The organism is Herpetosiphon gulosus (assembly GCF_039545135.1).
In the GTDB taxonomy this organism is placed as follows: Bacteria; Chloroflexota; Chloroflexia; order Chloroflexales; family Herpetosiphonaceae; genus Herpetosiphon; species Herpetosiphon gulosus.
This window is the reverse complement of sequence record NZ_BAABRU010000012.1, coordinates 161,323-180,427: the sequence shown is the minus strand read 5'-3', so window position 1 is coordinate 180,427 and position 19,105 is coordinate 161,323. Positions and strand designations below refer to the sequence as shown.

Annotated in this window: 15 protein-coding genes; 2 read left to right on the top strand and 13 right to left on the bottom strand. The window is 50.8% G+C overall.

The features are described from left to right. Positions 1-15: 15 nt before the first annotated feature. The 3 genes from mdh to ABEB26_RS17215 all read right to left on the bottom strand — a co-directional run bounded on the left by mdh (position 16) and on the right by ABEB26_RS17215 (position 3,281). Positions 16-960 carry a malate dehydrogenase gene (mdh, locus tag ABEB26_RS17225; RefSeq protein WP_345723273.1) on the bottom strand — a complete coding sequence of 315 codons (945 nt, stop codon included), beginning with the start codon at positions 958-960 and terminating at the stop codon, positions 16-18. Between the two features lie 235 nt (positions 961-1,195). Then, on the bottom strand, positions 1,196-2,962 hold the full coding sequence (gene accC / locus ABEB26_RS17220; protein WP_345723272.1) for an acetyl-CoA carboxylase biotin carboxylase subunit: 1,767 nt from the start codon (positions 2,960-2,962) through the stop codon (positions 1,196-1,198). Between the two features lie 61 nt (positions 2,963-3,023). Further along, on the bottom strand, positions 3,024-3,281 hold the full coding sequence (locus ABEB26_RS17215) for a hypothetical protein (protein WP_345723271.1): 258 nt from the start codon (positions 3,279-3,281) through the stop codon (positions 3,024-3,026). 111 nt (positions 3,282-3,392) lie between these two features. Here ABEB26_RS17215 and ABEB26_RS17210 point away from each other — a divergent pair, with 111 nt between their 5' ends. After that, positions 3,393-4,166, top strand: a complete 774-nt coding sequence (locus ABEB26_RS17210; protein ID WP_345723270.1) for a tryptophan-rich sensory protein — start codon at positions 3,393-3,395, stop codon at positions 4,164-4,166. A gap of 70 nt (positions 4,167-4,236) precedes the next feature. On the opposite strand, the gene ABEB26_RS17205 is transcribed toward ABEB26_RS17210, so the two are convergent. From ABEB26_RS17205 to ABEB26_RS17175, 7 genes are all read right to left on the bottom strand, one after another. After that, on the bottom strand, positions 4,237-5,502 hold the full coding sequence (locus ABEB26_RS17205; protein WP_012191734.1) for a vWA domain-containing protein: 1,266 nt from the start codon (positions 5,500-5,502) through the stop codon (positions 4,237-4,239). Between the two features lie 274 nt (positions 5,503-5,776). After that, positions 5,777-7,024, bottom strand: coding sequence for a vWA domain-containing protein (locus ABEB26_RS17200; RefSeq protein WP_345723269.1), 1,248 nt, complete (start codon positions 7,022-7,024; stop codon positions 5,777-5,779). Between the two features lie 12 nt (positions 7,025-7,036). Further along, entirely contained in the window at positions 7,037-8,683 is a 1,647-nt protein-coding gene (locus tag ABEB26_RS17195) for a protein phosphatase 2C domain-containing protein (RefSeq protein WP_345723268.1), read from the bottom strand. Positions 8,684-8,763: 80 nt separating this feature from the next. After that, complete coding sequence (locus tag ABEB26_RS17190; protein ID WP_345723267.1) at positions 8,764-10,131, bottom strand: VWA domain-containing protein; 1,368 nt, start codon at positions 10,129-10,131, stop codon at positions 8,764-8,766. 4 nt (positions 10,132-10,135) lie between these two features. Then, positions 10,136-10,900 carry a glutamate racemase gene (gene murI, locus ABEB26_RS17185; protein ID WP_345723266.1) on the bottom strand — a complete coding sequence of 255 codons (765 nt, stop codon included), beginning with the start codon at positions 10,898-10,900 and terminating at the stop codon, positions 10,136-10,138. After that, entirely contained in the window at positions 10,897-11,658 is a 762-nt protein-coding gene (locus ABEB26_RS17180) for a gamma-glutamyl-gamma-aminobutyrate hydrolase family protein (protein WP_345723265.1), read from the bottom strand. The genes murI and ABEB26_RS17180 overlap by 4 nt, the downstream gene beginning before the upstream one ends. 60 nt (positions 11,659-11,718) lie before the next feature. Beyond that, positions 11,719-13,872 carry a diguanylate cyclase gene (locus tag ABEB26_RS17175; protein WP_345723264.1) on the bottom strand — a complete coding sequence of 718 codons (2,154 nt, stop codon included), beginning with the start codon at positions 13,870-13,872 and terminating at the stop codon, positions 11,719-11,721. Positions 13,873-14,398: 526 nt separating this feature from the next. Here ABEB26_RS17175 and mgtE point away from each other — a divergent pair. After that, entirely contained in the window at positions 14,399-15,757 is a 1,359-nt protein-coding gene (gene mgtE / locus ABEB26_RS17170) for a magnesium transporter (RefSeq protein ID WP_012191741.1), read from the top strand. A 99-nt stretch (positions 15,758-15,856) separates the two neighbouring features. On the opposite strand, the gene ABEB26_RS17165 is transcribed toward mgtE, so the two are convergent. The 3 genes from ABEB26_RS17165 to ABEB26_RS17155 all read right to left on the bottom strand — a co-directional run bounded on the left by ABEB26_RS17165 (position 15,857) and on the right by ABEB26_RS17155 (position 18,931). Continuing rightward, entirely contained in the window at positions 15,857-16,504 is a 648-nt protein-coding gene (locus tag ABEB26_RS17165; RefSeq protein WP_345723263.1) for an SH3 domain-containing protein, read from the bottom strand. Between the two features lie 305 nt (positions 16,505-16,809). Continuing rightward, a complete protein-coding gene (gene hutH, locus ABEB26_RS17160; protein ID WP_345723262.1) occupies positions 16,810-18,396 on the bottom strand; it encodes a histidine ammonia-lyase in 1,587 nt (528 codons plus the stop codon). Positions 18,397-18,553: 157 nt separating this feature from the next. Beyond that, positions 18,554-18,931, bottom strand: a complete 378-nt coding sequence (locus ABEB26_RS17155; RefSeq protein ID WP_345723261.1) for a hypothetical protein — start codon at positions 18,929-18,931, stop codon at positions 18,554-18,556. Positions 18,932-19,105 lie beyond the last annotated feature (174 nt).

The window sequence follows — 19,105 nt, the reverse complement described above, 5'->3', positions numbered from 1 at the left end:
CAACCAAACGATCAATTAGAAATCGATCAAGGTGCGTAAGGTATCGACTGAGCTGCGAACCAACTCGGCTGATTTGGCCATCAAAGCCTTTTCGTCATCGCTCAATGGCAATTCGAGAATCTTTTCAACGCCACCAGCACCCAAGACAACTGGTACGCCGAAGTAGAGATCGTTAATGCCATATTCGCCTTCGAGGTAAGCGGCAGCTGGCAGAACGCGCTTCTTATCCTTCAAAATCGCTTCGACCATTTGGATGGTAGCAGCGGCTGGAGCATAATAAGCTGAGCCAGTTTTGAGCAATGAAACGATTTCGCCGCCGCCCTTTTTGGTGCGTTCGACAATTTGGTTCAAGCGTTCAGCGCTGATAAATTCGGTTACAGGAATCCCTGAAACCGTGGTGTAGCGTGGCAATGGAACCATTTCATCGCCGTGACCGCCCATCAACATGGCTTGAATATCTTCAACTGAGACATTCAGTTCTTGGGCCAAGAAGGTGCGATAGCGAGCAGCATCCAATACGCCGCCTTGACCCATCACGCGTTCTTTGGGGAAGCCTGAAGCCACACGGGCGAGGTAGGTCATTGTATCCATTGGGTTGTTAACCACGATAATACAAGCGTTGGGCGAGGTTTTGGCAACTTTTTCAATGTTTGATTTGGTAATTTCAGCGTTGATTTTGAGCAAATCTTCGCGGGTCATGCCTGGTTTGCGAGGAGCACCTGAGGTCAAAATCACCACATCTGAATCGGTGGTTTCTTCATAGCTGTTGGTGCCGATCACGCTGACATCAAAGCCTTCAACTGGCCCTGATTGGAGTAAATCCAAGCCTTTGCCTTGAGGAATGCCCTCAACAATATCGACTAAAACAACATCGGCGAGTTCTTTGCTTGCCAACCAGTGTGCACAGGTTGAGCCAACAAATCCAGCCCCGATGATGGTTACTTTCTTACGATTAGCCACACATGCCTCCAAAATATCAAGCTGTGGTTACGATTCAAGTGTCGGAGATGCGTCTATGACCCATCTCTCACGCTTGCTCCTTAACGTTTTTGTTTAACCACGAAGGACACGAAGAGCGCGAATGCTTTTTAGAACCAGATGATCGATATTGATGATTCGGATTCAATCTCCCGATCCCTAACCCCCGACCCCTGATCCCTATTCGTGTGCTTCGCGCTCTTCGCGGTTATAGTTACTATGCTTCGAGTGTTGCTAGCACGCTGCCAGCCTCAATGCTTTTACCAATCTCGGCATTGATTGTAGCAATTGTACCAGCCCGTGGGGTTGCGATTTCGTTCTCCATCTTCATTGCTTCGACGACAAACACCACTTGGCCAGCCTCAACCGCCGCGCCAACGCTGGTTTTAATCGCCACAATTGTACCTTGAATTGGGCAAATCACTGCATTGGGATCTGTCGCAACTTCGCGCTTTTTGTTGGCAGCGCGATGGCGAGTTGGAGCAGCGGTTTTGTTGCTAGCAATTGGATCATTCAAGCCTTCGCCAGTAACGCGCACGGCAAAGCGTCGCCCATTGACCTCAACCATTAATTCGCGGCTGGGTTGCTCGGCGGCTGGCTCGGCAGTGCTCGGCGTAGCGCTTGGCAATTGCTTGAGTTTTTCTTCCAAATAGCGTGGAATAAAGCTCACCGTGACATCGCCATGCTCAAAAGCTGGCTCGGCCAAAGCCAATTTATGAAAAGGAATTACCGTGGTAATGCCTTCGATCGTGTAATCGTTGAGGGCGCGACGCATGCGTTGCAAAGCTTCGCCGCGAGTTGCCCCCCATGTCACCAATTTGGCTAGCATCGAATCGTAATATGGTGGGATGGTTGTGCCTTGCTCAACCCCAGCATCGACCCGCACACCATAGCCTTTGGGTTCGTTGTAGGCGCTGATCGTGCCAAGTGCTGGGCGAAAACCCGCCGCTGCATCCTCAGCATTGATCCGACATTGAATTGCATGACCACGGAACTGAATTTCCTCTTGGGTAAACCAAAGCTTTTCGCCTTGAGCGATGCGTAGTTGGGCTTGTACCAAATCGATGCCAGTAACCATTTCGGTCACAGTATGCTCAACTTGAATCCGCGTGTTCATTTCGAGGAAATAGAATTGACCATCGGGAGCTAGCAAAAACTCCAAGGTGCCAGCGCCAACATAGCCCGTTTCGTGGCATAAACGCAGGGCACATTCGCCCATGGTGCGCCGCAATTCGGGCGAGACTGCTGGCGATGGGGTTTCTTCAATCAATTTTTGGTGGCGGCGCTGCACCGAACAATCGCGCTCACCCAAATAAACCACATTGCCATATTGATCAGCCAGAATCTGAATTTCAATGTGGCGTGGATCGAGCACATATTTTTCAACAAACAATTCGCCGTTTTTGAAAGCGGCTTCGGCCTCGCGACGAGCGCTTTCGAAGGCAAATTCAACTTCTTCAGGCTGGTAGGCGACCTTCAAACCACGGCCACCGCCGCCTGCGCTAGCTTTGATGGCAATTGGGTAGCCATATTGTTCGCCAAGTTCGAGAGCTTCGGCAACACTTTCAACCGCCTCGGTTGTGCCTGGCACCAGCGGGACATGGGCGCGTAAAGCCACTTGACGAGCGTGAATTTTACCGCCCATCAAATCCATGGCATCAGCGGTTGGACCAATAAAGGCAATGCCAGCCGCATCGCAAGTGCGCACAAAATCGGTATTTTCTGAGAGAAAGCCGTAGCCAGGGTGAATCGCACCAGCGCCACTGCGCCGAGCGACATCGAGGATTGTTTCAGTTTGCAAATAACTTTGGACTGCTGGAGGGGGACCGATCAAAAAGGCATCGTCGGCATAACGGACGTGGAGCGAATCGCGATCCGCTTCTGAGTAGACGGCGACGGTGCGTAAACCTAATTCCTTGCATGCCCGCATCACGCGCAGGGCAATCTCGCCGCGATTGGCGATCAGCACTGTATCGAAACTCATATGCCGTTGCAACTCCGTTGTGCTATGGCAAGTCTTACGTTAATCATTGCCGTATGCGAAATTAGAGTCCCGTAATGCCGTAAAAGCCGCCAGCTGCTCGTCGGCGTAAACGTTCGATGGTGGCCCAGCGTGGCCGAACACCAGTGCGGGCTGGCCGCAGCCCTTGGCGTGAAAGCTTGGCTGAGGCTTGCCAGGTATTGGGCGCTAGAGTGATCGCTGGCTCGGCTACAACTTCGGCCAACACACTGACAACTGCCGCACTGAGTGCCGCTAGTTCTACATCGCTAGGCATTGTTGCACTTGTCACAATCATATTCATAGCGCTATTATACTCCACTCAGCGGGGGATGCCAATATCCATCCATTGGCCCGATCTTTGCGTTAAAGCGATCAGAGCAAGCAGAATTTCAGTCAAAATAAGGAGTCTCTGATGAACAGCAAGGTTTTGCGCTTTGCCAATGTGGCAGCGATTATCGCAACAATTGTGGTCAATGCCTTAGCCAATATTTTGCCGATCAACGGGCTTGATACTGGCACGATCTCCGATTCGTTTCCGGTGCGTTTCGTGCCAGCGGGCTATGTTTTCAGCATTTGGGGCTTGATTTATTTGGGCCTCAGCGCCTTCGCAATTTATCAAGCATTGCCCAAGCAGGCCAATAATCCAGCCGTTGCCAAAATTGGCTGGTGGTTTGTGGCCTCATGTGGCTTCAATAGCGCTTGGATTTTCGCTTGGCACTATTTACAATTCCCGCTCACAATCGTGTTAATTGTTGGTTTGTTGGTTTCACTGATTATGATTTATCGCCAGTTGAGCAGCATTCGCGCCGAAGCTAGCAGCGCTGATCGTTGGCTGATTCATACGCCATTTTCGATTTACTTGGGTTGGGCCACGGTGGCAACCATCGCCAATGCCACAATTGCGCTCTACGATGCTGGCTGGCGCGGCGGCCCGCTCAGCGATTCAGTTTGGACGGTGATTTTGCTGGCGATTGGGGTTTGTTTGGCGGCCTTCATTACCTTGCGCCAACGCGATATTGCCTATAATGGCGTGCTGTTGTGGGCCTTCATCGGAATTGCAGTTAAACAAGCGGCTTTTCCATTAGTGATGAATGCAGCAATTGTTGCGGCAGTTGCGATTGCCTTGTTGATTGGACTGGCGCTCATTCGCAGTTTACCAACTCAACGCCGCAAAGCTATGGCGTAGCTAAAACCACGAAGAGCACGAAGAATCAATGTCAGAGATTTCTTCGTGCTCTTGGCGTTCTTAGCGGTTACTAACTTTTTGGTAAATCCAAGTCGCTGAGCCGCACGGTTTTGCGCGTACCAAATTTGATCGTTTTTTGGCCCGCTGAGGTCATCTGCCCATTGGTTTGCAGATTTTCGATCTCTTGTTGCATCGTTTGGGCTAGCTCAGTTTCGCCTTGGTTGAGCAAGCGGGTCACTGCACCCTGAAGCTTTTGGGTGGCTGCGCCAATATTGCCCTCGGCCAAATCTTCTAAGGCGCGAGTTTGCAGCTTGTGGGCACTAACTTTTTCGACGATATTCATCACTTGCGGCACAACTCCAGTTGCCTGCGCCGGATCAGCCACAAAATTCAACATCACATCGTAGCGAGCTTTTTCGCCAACCACCTGCATTTGAGGAATATCGTAGTTGACTTCGATTTGACCCAGCCGATATTGACCCGCCTGTTTGGGATCAACCAGCATTTCGATTAGTACCATACGATGTTCGTCTTTGGAAATATCGCCAAGACTCACGCCAACCGCCCGATCGCTAATTGGGCGATAGGGCAATTGCTGAATTAATGGGGTTACTTGCCAAAGTGCGCGTGGCTCAACTCCCTGCACAAAGCGCAAGGTCAAGGCTGAATTTTGCACCACTGCCGATTGCGCTTGCTGAACTGCACCTTGGAAGAACGAGGCGATATCATTGGGATTGCTGAAATATTCGGCAACGCCACCTGAACGATTAGCCATTTCAATCAACAGATCTTCGTTCCAATCATCGCCAACCCCCAGCGCAGTCAATGGCACGCTGGCTTTGCCAATTTCCTCGGCCAAGCGCAAACAATCACGTTCACCCTCGGTTTGGCCGTCGGTCAGCAAAATAATCCGGCTGATCGTATTGGCATTTTGGCTGCGACGAATTTCATTCAAGGCTGCTTCCAGCGCAGGGGCGATTTTTGTACCGCCTGCATCCTTAATTTTGCCAACTTCGGCTTGCAGGGCAGCGACGTTGCGCACAGGTTGAGCACTGATGATCGTTTCGCGGCGATGGTCGAAAATGACCACCGAAACAATATCTTGTGGCCCCATCAAGCCCAAGGCGCGTTGCGTTGCTTCGCGCACACAGCGCATTTTGTCGCCCTTCATCGAGCCACTATGATCGAGCACGAAGCTCACATTAACTGGCATTTGAACATGCGCAACCGCTGGTGTTGCCGTAATATCCAGCAGCAAATAAACGACCTGCTGGGTTTGCAAGGCTGGCAACGCCGGACGAGCCAACGTACCAGTTAATTGAACTTCACCTGCCATTGGTGATCTCCTTTATAGGAACATAGAGCATAGAGCATAGAACATAGATTAACAAGCATTATGTTCTATGTGTAATGATTCATTGGGTTGGTAATGAACTCCATGCCCTCACCCCCTAACCCCTTCTCCCGCACGCGCGGCGAGGGGGGAACCGCGAGCCGAGTGCTCCCCTCGCCCGCCGCAGTGGGAGAGGGGTTGGGGGTGAGGGCGCAGGAGAACCGGTTGTTAAGCTCATAAACCATTACATCTATGTTCTATGTTCTATGCTCTGTAATTACTCTTCAAGTTTTTGGGTTAGTTTGCGGGTGGCATAACGCAGGGCTTTTTGATCAGCGGCTGCGATTTGACCACCAGCCTCAAGTTGTTGAGCGCTTTGTTCCATTGTTTGCGCTAGTTCAGTTTCGCCCAAATCGAGTAAGCGGGTAGCGGCGGCGCGTAATTTTTGGGTCGCACTGCCAATATTGCCCGCCTCGGCCTCGGAAAGTGCCCGCGTTTGCAATTTGAAGGCGGTCACTTTTTCGACCGTGTTCATAATTGGCGGATTAACCACACTGGCCTTGGGATCAAGATTAAAGCTCAAGGGAATATCGATTTTAATTTTGCCTTCTTTGATGCCAAGCACTGGCGCATCGTATTGCAATTCGGCTTGGGCGATGCGGAATGTGCCTGCTTCACGCTCTGGCAGCATTACATCAACCAAAACACTGGCTCCATCGCCAGCAATTTCGCCAATGCTAACCGTGACTTCGCGCTCACCAATCGGCTTGTAGCCAAGGTTGGCGATGCTTGGTTGGACACGATAAACCGCTCGTGGCGTAACCCCAGGCAGCAAGCGCAATAACAAACGGGCATTAACTACAGTGGTAGTTTGGGCACTTTGCAAGGTTTGTTGAAAATATTTGCTAATTTGGCTGGGGTCGGCAATATAATCCGATTCGCCGTTGGATGCGGTAGCCAAATCGTCGAGTAAGGCTTCGTTCCATTCAGTGCCTAAGCCCAGTGCCGTGATCGAAACACCTAAATCGCCAATTTGTTTGGCTAAATCGCGGCAAGTGTCTTCATCGCCCCAGGTTTGGCCGTCGGTCAAGAGCAATACGCGGCCAACCCGATCTGCGGCTTGGAATTTTTGCAACTCGGCAAGGCCTGCCTGCAAGCCCAATGACATGGCCGTGCCACCTTGCTCGTCAATTGATTCGATCGCATTTTGCAAGGCTGGCAGGTCGTCGGCCAAACGGGCTGGCACTAAAACTTCCAAGGTATCATCAAACAACACAATGCTCACTGCATCGATTGGGCGCAAGTTGGCCACAATTTCGCGCACAGCTTCGCGCAAATGTTGAATTTTATCGCCAGCCATCGAGCCAGAGCGATCAAGCACCAAACAGAAGTTGAGTGGCGGAGCCGCTTGGACAGTCGGAACATGGTTTGGTTTGGCTTGAATCAAAACATAATTAACTTGGCTTGTGCCGCTTGGCAAGGGTTCGCGGCTCCAAACTGCCGAAAGTGCTACAGGTTCAGTCATTATTCCATCCTCTTAGTGTTCAACTATTGGAAGGGCATCAAAACGCACCACCACCACGCTGATGTTATCTTCGCCGCCGCCAGCATTGCCAGCCTCAATCAAGGCATCGCAGAGATCGGCGGGGTTGGCATGTTCGGCGAAGAGCGCCGCCATTTTGGGGTCTCGCACCATCTCCCACATGCCGTCAGAGCAGAGAAATAGCGCATCGTTAGGCTGTAATTGCACCTCAAACGTGTCGGTGCCAGGGTCGCCGCTATCGCCAAGCGATTTGAGAATGGCGTTGCGTTGGGGGTGGGTATAAATATCATCAGGATCAAGTTGACCAATATCGATTAGGCGCTGAACCAACGAATGGTCTTTGCTGATCCGCTGCAATTTGCCATCGCGATAAAGGTAGGTACGGCTATCACCAACGTTGCCAACAATCGCTCGATCGCCGACAACTACTGCCATAGTCAGAGTTGTACCCATATCGTTTTTGCGGCGCACACTTTCTTCGTAAACCGCTTGATTGGCTTGAAACGCTGCTTGCTTGACCAATTCGGCAAGGTGCTTGCTCGAAACTGGCCCAGCATGTAACTGCGGATCGAGCAAGGTTGGCACGAGGGTTTGGGCGGTGGTGGTGATCGCCAAACCACTGGCGACCTCGCCGCCTTCGTGACCACCCATGCCGTCAGCTACCACATACAAGCCAACATTGACTGGCTTAGCATCCCAATTTAGACGCAAATCCCAAGTCAGCACGCTATCTTCGTTGTGATCACGAATCATGCCAACATCGGTAGCATAGCCAGTCCGTACTCGTAAACTGATCGGAGTAGCTTGTTCGGCCAGCAAGGTTTCGAGGGTTTGGGCCAAAATGCTAGCATCGGTGATGCGCTTGGCACGGAGATCGCTCAAAATTGTGGCAAAGGCACTATCGAGCGGCGAAGGATTATTCGAATCATCAAGGCGGCGAGTTTGGCGCTGAATTCCCGCCATTTTTTCTAGCACTAAACCTAAATGCTCGACATCATCGAGCTGATCTCCTTTGCCCAACGAACGGCGAATCGCCCCAGCATCGGCTAGTTTGATTTCGCGCTTATTGGTCAAAGCCAAATCAGCCAAGGTTAATTGGCCCAGCGCCAAGCCATTACGATGCAAATAAGCTAAGGCACGAGCTACCTGAATGCCAATATCGACAGCATCAGTTTGATCAACAAAGGTATTTGGTTCGCTCAGCAAGGTATCGAAACGCACCAAGCTCGTGCCATCAGGCAACACCGCAAACCGTGAATCTTCACCCACAAAGACCTCGCGCACAGTGGGCAAGGCAGCTCTGGCGGGGTCATCGGGTAAATCATCAAGCAAAGCTGCGCCAACTGGCTGCGCCGCCGGAGTTTCTTGTAACAGAGCAGTTTGTTCTTCGACCTGCGCCCCGCACTCTTCGCAAAATTGATCGCTCGCTTGTAAGGCGGCCCCGCAACGAGCACAATGATCCCATGGCTCTAACAGCGCTACTCGATAGACGCGCAAGGTTGGAGTATCGGTCAGCAAGGCGGTTACCCGATAAACATCCTTCAACACAGTGCCAATCGCAAAGGGTTCGTGTTCCTCAGGCTGGTTGGCCGGATTGAGAGGTTGGGTTCCACCAGTCATCGGTTGAGTCGGCTCAGACACAGGTCAACTCCTCTGAATAGGTCTAGAACAACAAAAAATTCCTTGTTCTTGGACGAATAACATGACTTGAATGTTTCTGATTATCGTTCTTCTGTCAATCTTCTGGTTGCATAGCGCAAAGTTTTGGTTTGTTCAGGGTTAATTTGGCCAGTTTCTTGCAACGTTTGGCTAACAGCAGCGGCTTGTTTGGCTAATTCATGCTCGCCCAAATCGACCAAGCGCGTGACTGCGGCCTGCAATTGGCGGGTTGCGCCTGCTTGATCGCCTTGGGCCGCTTGCTCAAGGGCTTTATTTTGCAAGCGCCATGCCGTCACCCGTTCTAAAATTGCTACAAGCTCTGGGTTAAGCGCTTGATCGGCATTAGGATGATATTCGATCACGACATCACGGTTGATTGGCTCCAAACTTTGGCCTTGGGGATCGTCGGCCTGCAACGAAAGTCGTAACAAACGATAAATATTTGGCACATGGTCGGGGATGCGTAGTTCAAGCAACCATGCTGCTTTGGCGCGTTGTTCGATTGAGCCTAAACTTAAACTGCCCGAACCCGCCTCAAATTCTGGGGTTGGCACTTCACCCAAGGCTGGTCGAATCCGCAAGATTCGTTTGATTTGTACATCGTGAGCAAGCCGCAAATCCAGCCGCGCCTTTTGAGCGATAATCGCATGAGCCTTGCCAAACTCTACATCAAGCAAGTTTGGTAAGTCGCTGGGATCGGTGATAAAGCTAGATTGACCACCACTCTGATCAGCAAAACTCATCAGCAATTGCTCTTGAAACTCAACCCCCAGTCCAATCGTCGAGACTGGAATTGAGCGAGCGGCCAGATGCCGAGCGTAGGCAAAGGCTTGTTGCTCATCTTCAACAAAGCCATCGGTTAACACGACGATCCGTTGCGAAAAACCAGTGCTAGGCATGCTATCCAGCAGATCGATCGTGCTGCGCAAGCCTGGAGCCAGCCGTGTGCTCCGACCAAGGTCGCCGCGTTCGAGAATCGCAACCGAGCCTTCCAAGCGCACCACATCAGTTGGCGATTTGGCTTTGAGCACCGCATGAGCTTTTTCAGCAAAGCCGATGATCGAAAGCTGATCATCGGCATTTAAGCGCTCAGCAGCGCCACGAACTGCCTGCCCCAGCCAACGACTTGGGCTTTGAGCGCGTCGCCGTACCTCATCCATCAAATCATCGCGAATTTTCCAGACTGGCACACCATCGAGCATGACCTCGTGGGCAGCACCACGGCGCATTAATTCGCGAAACAACGCCGCATCAGCGATTGGTACACGCATCGAAGGCGAACAATCAACCAACAACACACAATGAACAGGCGCACGCTGGTTAATTTTGCCTTGACCAACCACCTCGGCCAAAACATACAAAACTTGTTCGCCAGTGTTTGCGGGCACGCTGCTGCGTGAAAGGGTGAGCCTGAGATCTAAACTCGTCATAGGCTTACTCGATTTCTAAACATTGCCGAATCTTAGCAAAATGAGCTGGATCACCACTGGTGAGCCATTCGGTGCGACCTTGCGACGTTTGTGGGTTGAGCAAATCGGCTGCTGCTAGCAGGCGTTGGGTTTGGCGAGCTACCGCCGCACCAGTATCAAGCAAGGCAACGTTTGGCCCAGCAACATCGGCAATCAACGGGCGCAAAAATGGATAATGGGTGCAGCCCAGCACAATCGTATCAGCACCAGCCTTGATTAATGGTGCAACATAACGCGCGACGGCCTCGCGGGTTGTTTCACTTTGTAACTCGCCGGCTTCGATTAATTCGACCAAACCTGGGCAGGCTTGCGGCACAACTTGGACATCGCCTGCATAACGGGCAATCAGGCGCTGAAATCGTTCACCTGCGACGGTGGCTTGAGTTGCCATCACACCAACCACGCCAGTTTTGGTTTGGGCAATCGCGGGCTTGATGCCAGGCTCCATACCGACGAAACTGATCCTAAAGTGTTCGCGCAAATAATCAACGGCATGCAGCGTCGCAGTGTTGCAGGCCACCACAATCAATTTAACCCCGCGTTCGAGCAAAATATTGCTGACCCGCTCGGATAAGGCCACGATTTCTACGTGCGAACGCCCGCCATACGGGCAATTGCCAGTATCGGCGTAGTAAATAATATCTTCGTACGGCAAGAGTGTCCGCAGATCGCGCAAGGTCGATAAGCCACCAACCCCCGAATCGAACATGCCAATTGGCTGGTGTTTCATGCCTGAATCGCCTCGTTGCGAGATGCTTTGGCTGCTTCAACAAAGGCCTTAAAAATTGCCTGCCAGCGCAAATCCTCGCCGCGTACCAACTCTTCGGGGTGGCACTGCACGCCAACAACCCATGGACGTTGAGGATCTTCGACAGCTTCAATCAAGCCATCATCCGACCAACCAACTGCCTGCAGTTCAGTCCCCAGATCTTTGACCCCTTGATGATGCATCGTATTAACGGCAAAGGGAGTTGTGCCAAGGAGCTCAGCCAATTTGGAATCATTAGCGAGGCGCAATTCGTGGGCTGGCAAATCGCGTTGTTGGCGGGTAAACGATTCATCATGGTTGAGATTTGGCTGATACTGCGAGGGCAAATCTTGATAGAGCGTGCCGCCATAGGCCACATTCAACAGCTGAAAGCCACGGCAAATGGCAAAAACTGGCTTATGAAATTGCTTGGCCCAAGCCAAAAGCTGCATCTCAACCCGATCTTGTTCGCGGTTGACTGAACCAAGCGCTGGATGCGGCTCCTCGCTATAGTAGGCTGGGTCGAGATCAACGCCGCCAGCGAATAACAACCCATCGACAGCCTGAAATGCCGCTAACAGCGTGGCCTCGTGCTGCACCAAAGGAATCAAGAGCGGCACGCCACCTGCAACTTCAACTGCCCGAATATAGGTTTCGTTATTGCCATGAGCGAGGGGATAGGGATGTGGGCGGGCATAGGTTGCGCACGGTATCCCAATAATCGGCAAAGTTGATGGCATAGTACACTCCTTGGTTGTGTTGCTCTTGCCATTCTAGCACGACCGCAAAAAACCTGACGATTAAGGGACGCTGATAACCAGATTACGCCCAGAATTTTTGGCCCGATACAGCGCTTGGTCAGCTTGATCGTGCAACGTATGGGCATCCCAATTGTTGTTGAGGGTGGCAACGCCGATGCTGACCGTAATATGGCCTTGGCCAAAAAGATGTTCGGCAGTGCGAATTCGCAGCCGTTCGGCTAACAACACTGCACCTGCTTGGTCAGTTTTAGGCAAAATGATCGTAAATTCTTCGCCGCCGTTGCGCGAAACAATATCAACATCACGCACATTTTCGCAAATAAGCCGTGCAAAATCGCGCAGCAGCACATTGCCAACCAAGTGGCCATAGTTATCATTATATTGCTTGAAATAATCAATATCTAAAGCCAATAATGATAATGGATAGTTGTAGCGATAGGCCAATGCCACTTCACGATCAAGCATCGTCATAAAATGGCGTTGATTGAACAAGCCAGTTAAGCCATCGGTTATTGCTAATTGTTGAGTAATTGTATATAAATGGGCATTTTCAATTGCGATTGCTGCTTGAGTGGCAAAAATTTCTAATACCTGCACCGATTCAAACGATGGTTTCCGCCGATCACGTGGATCATCGACTGAGAGAATACTAATTAAATTATTATCAGAATCGTACAACGGTACAAACAATGCATCATCTTGATGCCATTCATATGGCCGACGTTCGCCTAAATCAGGCCGATAGGTATCGGTATTGCTGCCCCAAATGGCGGTATAACTGGTATGGCTATGCGGAATATAATACGAGCGGCTAATTCGAAATTCTTCGCGCATCACGCTACGATACCATTCAATTGGCACTAATTGATCGCGTAATTCAAACCAGCGCTCATCAGGCACGCCAACCACTGCACGGCGGCGCATAAAGGTCGGGCGTTCTTGATCAACTAAACTCAGTAAGGCAATATTAAAACCCAAACTTGCTTGAATCGCTCGAACAATTTCGGGTAGTAGATCATTTAAATTAAGGTTGGCGCTTAATGCTTGACTGATCCGAAGCACTTCATTAAGTTGTTGTGAACGTTGAGCCAACAATGCTTGTTGTTCAACTGCTTGCTGATGAATATGGGCATTATGAATTGAAAGCGCCGCATGATCAGCAATTTGGCTTACAAAGCGCGTCGTATCATCATTAAATGTACCAACTCGATCACTTTCGAGAATCATTACGCCTAGAACTTTGCCACTATGCACAATTGGCACCGTCATTTGGCTTAATGTGGTTGGCCGCGAATTAACATAGTAACTTGAATTACGAATATCAGCAGTCCAGTCAGGTTGGCCTGTACGAGCAACTAAGCCAGCAATCCCACGATCAATTGGCCAGCCCTCAAATTGGAAGCGCCGAACTTCAGATGGGTAGCCCTGAATTGCCCGGATATATAAGCGTTGCTGTTCGGTATCGAGCAAACACACCATCCCAGCATCAGCATGCATAATGGGCTGGATACGGTCAAGTAAGCGATTGAGAATCGTATCGACATCAAGGGTTTCATTTAAATCGCGGATGGTCGCTTCGAGGGTTTCAAGTTGGGCGACGCGGACTTGCAACTGTTGATCAACCGCTGCAAAGCGCTTGGCATGGGCAATCGCGACAGCAGCCTGATCGGCGATCATGGTCAAAATTTGTTCATCATGGGCAGAATAGGCCTCGGCTCGTTCGACCGATTGTACACTCATAACCCCGAGAACCTGCTCACCAAGCACAATTGGAACCCCTAAAAATGATTGGACAGGTTGCCCAACGATAATCGGTGCAACCGCAGGATCAAGGTTATGGGCGTTGATCCGCAGGGGGCGGCGATGCTGCAAAATCCATTCGGTTAAGCCATTGGCATAAGGGCGGGCCGGCCAAGAGACGCGCTGGCCATTTTCAACTGCCAAGGCAAACTCGATCAATTCTTGTTCAGGCGAGTATAACGCCAAGTAAAATTGGCGGGTATCCATTAATCGCGATGTTTGACTATAAATCTCCTCTAGCACCGTATCCAATTCCAAGGCCTGGTTAATCGCGTGGCGAATCTCGTGCAGCGCATGCAACTCGGTGATCATGCGCCGAATTCGCCAAGGATTGGCTTGAAAGTGAGTTCGTTGCCGCGAGGAGATCCGTAGCACGGATCGTCGCTTGGTCATGTCGCGTCCAGGTCGTTTTGTGCGATTAGTAAACACCGTTATGGCCTATTATAACAGGTTGATTTTCGGCTTGTCTATGCTATTCCAGCGGCGGTCGTTACCCTTCTCTTGGCTGTATTGTAGCCTACCACGCAAGCGAAGATTGTGCTTGGTTGGCCCAACACAACTTGCTAAAGCAGACTTCATGCCACTGGTTCGGGCCTGAAAATCGGCTTTAATTCCAGTTTTGGCATACATCATTGCAACTATTGTTTAATTGTTTTAATTACTATGGCCTATTGTACACTATGTCACGTAGTACATCCGCGTGCTTAAGACAGTACCAAAGTCATAACCCATCTGGGGAGCATGCCAGCTAGGCCAAGCCAGACTTGGAAGGTAATTAACCCATGGTATACTGCCGAGGTATGAGTATAGATGGTTCTACAACCGAAGATGACACAGAGCAAGCGGAATTACCTCTGATTGGCTAGACCAGTGAGCGGGAATTCCCGCTCGTTGTGTGTTTGCCACATGGAGGTGTCCGATGACCAAAATCCTCGATATTCGGCCAGCCTTAGACGACGTGCGGGCTGCGCTCGACGCTGGTTCAATTGACCAAGCAACCCTATTGGTGGCCAGCCTGCATCCGGCTGATGCTGCCGCCATCCTCGATGAACTCGAATCTGATGAATTGTATGAGGTGTTTGCTCGCCTCAACCTCGAACATGGCGCAGATGTTTTAATTGAGCTTGATACCGATTCGCAAGTGGAACTGGCCGAAACCCTCACCAGCGATCAACTCTCCGATTTGCTTGAGCAGATGGAGCCAGATGATGCAGCTGATGTGTTGGTTGAGCTTGAGCCAGCGCAAATTGCCGCCACCCTCGCCGCCATGGACCCCGAAGATTCCGACGATGTACGCCAATTGATGGAGCACGACGAGGAGAGCGCTGGCGGCTTGATGACCTCGCATGTCGTGACCCTACGCGATCGATTAAACGCCCAGCAAGCGATCGATTTATTGCGTGGTTTGCAGCCAGAAGACGAATCGGTCTACTATTTGTATGTGGTTGATGCCAATGATGGCTTAGTTGGTGTCGTCAGTTTACGCTCGTTGGTGATGGCTCCAGCCCAAACCTTGCTTAGCGAGATTATGGATCGCAATGTCATTACCGCCAGTGTTGAAACCGACCAAGAAGAATGTGCCCGTTTGTTGGCGCGTTACGACTTGTTGGCCTTGCCAGTGGTTGATGCGCAACGGCGGATTGTTGGGGCGGTCACTGCCGATGATATTATCGACGTAATCGAGGAAGAAGCCACCGAGGATATGTATCGCTTGGCCAACTTGCCACAAGATGAAGATGTTGAAGATTCATTATTTCGTTCATCGCGGCGGCGTTTGTTTTGGCTGTTTATCAATTTGCCCACCGCAATTTTGGCCGCTTGGGTGGTAAGCCAATTCGATGGCACGGTCGAAAAAGTAACCGCATTAGTGCCATTTATGCCAATTATTGCTGGCATGGGTGGCAACGCCGGAATTCAAACGTTGACCTTGATTGTGCGTTCGATCGCTTTGGGTGAGGTGGCAACTGGCCAAGGCTTCCGCGCATTAGGTCGCGAAGTCGGCATTGGCGCAATCAACGGAGTGGCATTTGGCAGTGCAATTGGTTTGTTGGGTTGGTTATGGCAAGGGAAGCCAATGTTAGGGGTAGTTGCAGGCTGTGCGATGTTGCTAAATTTGGTATCGGCGGCAATTGCTGGAACCGTCGTGCCATTGACCCTCAAGCTCTTTCGAGTTGACCCAGCTTTGGCTTCTGGCGTGATTGTGACTACCGTGACCGATGTAACTGGCTATAGCTGCCTGCTTGGTTTGGCCACAATCTTGATTCGCTATTTAATCTAGGAGGATGTATGTCTAACGATAACGACCCGCCAGACCAGTAGAACGGCACGAGTTGCAACGATCAATTGCCTCGTGCCGTTCGTGTTTTTAGCACCGAAATTATTGAGCTGGCACCAAAAATTGAGCTGAACACCACCCCTCGATCTGGGTCTCGACCTCGCGAACTTGATACCACAGGATTCCATTGATATCTTGCTCACTCAGTTTGGTTAACTGAGTTCCTTCGGGCATGGTTTTAACGATATTGCCACCTGGCTGATCACGCAGGAACAAGCCATCGCTGCCAGTGCCAGTTACCGCAAAAATTGGGCCTTCACTGGGAATTTGGGTATTATCGGTGGGAATCAAGCCCTCAGGAGTGGGTGATGGCCCAACGATAATTTCAGCAGTTGGTTGGTTGGGGAGATTCAATCCTGTATTATTGCCATTGGGATCATCAGTTTGACCAGGGCGATTCGAATACAAGATGAAAATGATCAGCACAATCACCACAACTGTGGCAATTACAACATAGCGATAGCCACCTTTACTGAGCCAAGAGGCAACCCCTTGGGTATTAAAGGTATCGATTGGGCTGGTGCGGCTGGTATTGACGCGGCGGCGATCCGAGCGCCAATCGTTGTTGACCATACCTTGCCACGACTGATCATCTTTGCGTAACTCGGCTTGGTCGATCCGACGGGTAGGGGCGGTTGGGCTGGTTTCGTCATCTGGACGGTCATAGGGACGAAAGCGGTTTTGGCTCATCGCCGTCATCCTTTCATCGCTGCAACTACTCTAGGTCGCGTTACTAGTCCGTATTATCAATGAATTTTGTGGTTTGGGCAAGAAGCGCATAGCAAAGGATGAAGGATAAAGTCAAAAATCAAAAGCCAGAAGGCAGAAACCCAAAAATTGAACCCCGCAGTGATTAGGTTATGTTCTATTGACTGAAGGCGATGGGATCTTTTGAACTCCCAAAAGATGTTCCGATAGCCCATAACCTTCAGCCTCTAACCTTATCTTCGTGCGCTTCGTGTCCTTCGTGGTTAAACTCCCTGATAGTTACCAAATCATTCGGCTAAGGCCAATTTGCCTGCTTGAATCAATCGTTTCAGGCCTTCAATATGTGGGTACATCACCGTATCTTCAGTTAGAAATGGTACAACTTGGCGAATTGCTTGATGGGCAGGTGCAGTGCCTTGACCAAGTTGCAAATGCTCGTGTTTGCGCCAACGTAAATCAATTGCTTGGGCGGCACACAAGGCTTCGCAAGCCAAAATGCCCACCACATTATCGAGCATCTCGGCTGCCTGACGGGCGGCGGTCGGCCCCAGACTGACATGATCTTCTTGGTTACCTGAAGTAGGAATCGTATCAGCAGCAGCGGGGTGTACAAGCACTTTATTTTCGCTCGCCAAGGCCACAGCAGTATATTGAATCAACATCATACCGGAGTGCAAACCACCTTGTTCGGTTAAAAATGGCGCTAATAAATTGCCATTCAAGCCTGCATCAACCAAGCGGGCGGTGCGGCGCTCGCTGATGTTGCCCAATTCGCTCAAGGCCACTTTTAGAAAATCCATTGCTAGCGCTAATGGTTCACCATGAAAGTTGCCACCCGAAATTGCCTCATATTCGCCATGGGGCTGCTCAGGATCAACTGGAACAATTAAGGGGTTATCGGTGGCGCTGTTGAGTTCAATCTCGGTGGCCCAACGCCCATAACAAGCGGCATCACGAATTGCCCCATGGACTTGCGGCACACAGCGCAACGAGTAGGCATCTTGGACTTTATGCGGCCCATAAATCGTCGGATCAGCGGCTTGGTTGGGGTAAACAAAGCTGCTGCCTTGCAACAGTTGACGAATGCTCCGCGCACTATCAAGCTGACGTGGATGCGGACGAATTGCATGCAACCGTTGATCGAAGGCTGCTGGCAAAGCCGCCAAAGCTTCCATCGACAAGGCGGCAATGGTTTCGGCACTACGACACAATTGTTCAGCATCATAGATTGCCAAGGCCGCTAAGCCACTCAACAGCGCCGTGCCATTGGTTAATGCCAAGCCCTCTTTAGCCTCTAAAACTAAAGGTTCTTGATTTAATCGAGCTAATACCTCGGCTCCGCTCAGGCGTTGACCATGAACTGGCGATTGACCTGGAGCAACCGCCTCACCCAAGCCAAGCAAAATTAAGCAGGCATGAGCCAAGGGAGCCAAATCGCCGCTGGCTCCAAGCGAGCCTTGGCAAGGAATAATTGGCAAAATATCGGCGTTGAGCAGATCAAGCAAAGCTTGGGCAACCAGCGGGCGAATCCCTGAAAAGCCTTTAGCCAAGGTATTGACCCGCACTATCAACATCGCACGTACTTGGTCGCGGCGCAACGGCGTGCCCGTGCCAGTGGAATGGCTCATAATAATATTGCGTTGCAACTCGCGCACATGGTCGCGATCGATTGTGCGATTTTGAAAATGACCAAAGCCGGTGGTAATCCCATAAACCACGCGACCCTCGGCCACAAACCGCTCGACGGCGGCGCGAGAATAGTGCATTCGTTCAATTGCTTCGGGTGCTAATTCGACCTTAATTGCCGGATTACGAGCGGCAGCCACCAAACTATCAACTGTTAACTGCTCGCCATTGAGCACTAAACATTCCACAATGCTACCTCGCTAGCTTAATTCGCTTTCGGCGCTAGTATACCAGCCGCCAGCAAATGTTGGGGCTTGCGATGGATTTAATCATGGTTGAGTTAGAACAATTGTAGCCCTTGCGCCACTCTCTCCTCTCGGGAGATTCTGAGCAGGCGCAGGTAATTTAGATTGCCAAAACCGTGTGGAAGTGAGCGCGATAGGGCGCGTAGCTAGCTAGCTCGCGCACATAATCGCAGATTTCGCTGCGCAAAATGGGGTCGTTGTAGGTTTGAACTAACAATTCCAACGCATTAACCACATACGAACGCGGTTGATAGTCGTAGTACGACGATTTGCCTTCTCCGGCGATGGAAAGAATGCCTGCCTCACTGAGTTCTTTGAGTGCTCGCTCAATACTCCATATATCGCGCCCTAGCTGGCGAGCGATGTGAGTAGCAGTGCCTTGATTAACTGTTCGTTGTGCAAATAGCATGACACAATGCAGTTTTTCGGGAGTATCGATCGCTTGTTCAAGCAACATATACACGCTTGAAGAGATCATGCTCGCCTCCTTGCAATCCTCTTTGACTGCGCGGAAAAGAGACCCCGCTATCATGGCGGTTTACAGGCTCCACGGCCTGTTGGTGTATCTTCCGTTCCTTCGCTTTCTGGGTCAATAGATCAGCCGACAGCGGACAGTGGTAGTGGTAGTTGGATGAGATTTTGAGGTAGAAAA

Bases quoted from the DNA above. Each gene is read 5' to 3' on its own strand.
- accC (WP_345723272.1), bottom strand. From the start codon at position 2,962: ATGAGTTTCGATACAGTGCTGATCGCCAATCGCGGCGAGATTGCCCTG.
- ABEB26_RS17215 (WP_345723271.1), bottom strand. From the start codon at position 3,281: ATGAATATGATTGTGACAAGTGCAACAATGCCTAGCGATGTAGAACTA.
- ABEB26_RS17210 (WP_345723270.1), top strand. From the start codon at position 3,393: ATGAACAGCAAGGTTTTGCGCTTTGCCAATGTGGCAGCGATTATCGCA.
- ABEB26_RS17205 (WP_012191734.1), bottom strand. From the start codon at position 5,502: ATGGCAGGTGAAGTTCAATTAACTGGTACGTTGGCTCGTCCGGCGTTG.
- ABEB26_RS17200 (WP_345723269.1), bottom strand. From the start codon at position 7,024: ATGACTGAACCTGTAGCACTTTCGGCAGTTTGGAGCCGCGAACCCTTG.
- ABEB26_RS17190 (WP_345723267.1), bottom strand. From the start codon at position 10,131: ATGACGAGTTTAGATCTCAGGCTCACCCTTTCACGCAGCAGCGTGCCC.
- murI (WP_345723266.1), bottom strand. From the start codon at position 10,900: ATGAAACACCAGCCAATTGGCATGTTCGATTCGGGGGTTGGTGGCTTA.
- ABEB26_RS17180 (WP_345723265.1), bottom strand. From the start codon at position 11,658: ATGCCATCAACTTTGCCGATTATTGGGATACCGTGCGCAACCTATGCC.
- ABEB26_RS17175 (WP_345723264.1), bottom strand. From the start codon at position 13,872: ATGACCAAGCGACGATCCGTGCTACGGATCTCCTCGCGGCAACGAACT.
- mgtE (WP_012191741.1), top strand. From the start codon at position 14,399: ATGACCAAAATCCTCGATATTCGGCCAGCCTTAGACGACGTGCGGGCT.
- ABEB26_RS17165 (WP_345723263.1), bottom strand. From the start codon at position 16,504: ATGAGCCAAAACCGCTTTCGTCCCTATGACCGTCCAGATGACGAAACC.
- ABEB26_RS17155 (WP_345723261.1), bottom strand. From the start codon at position 18,931: ATGATCTCTTCAAGCGTGTATATGTTGCTTGAACAAGCGATCGATACT.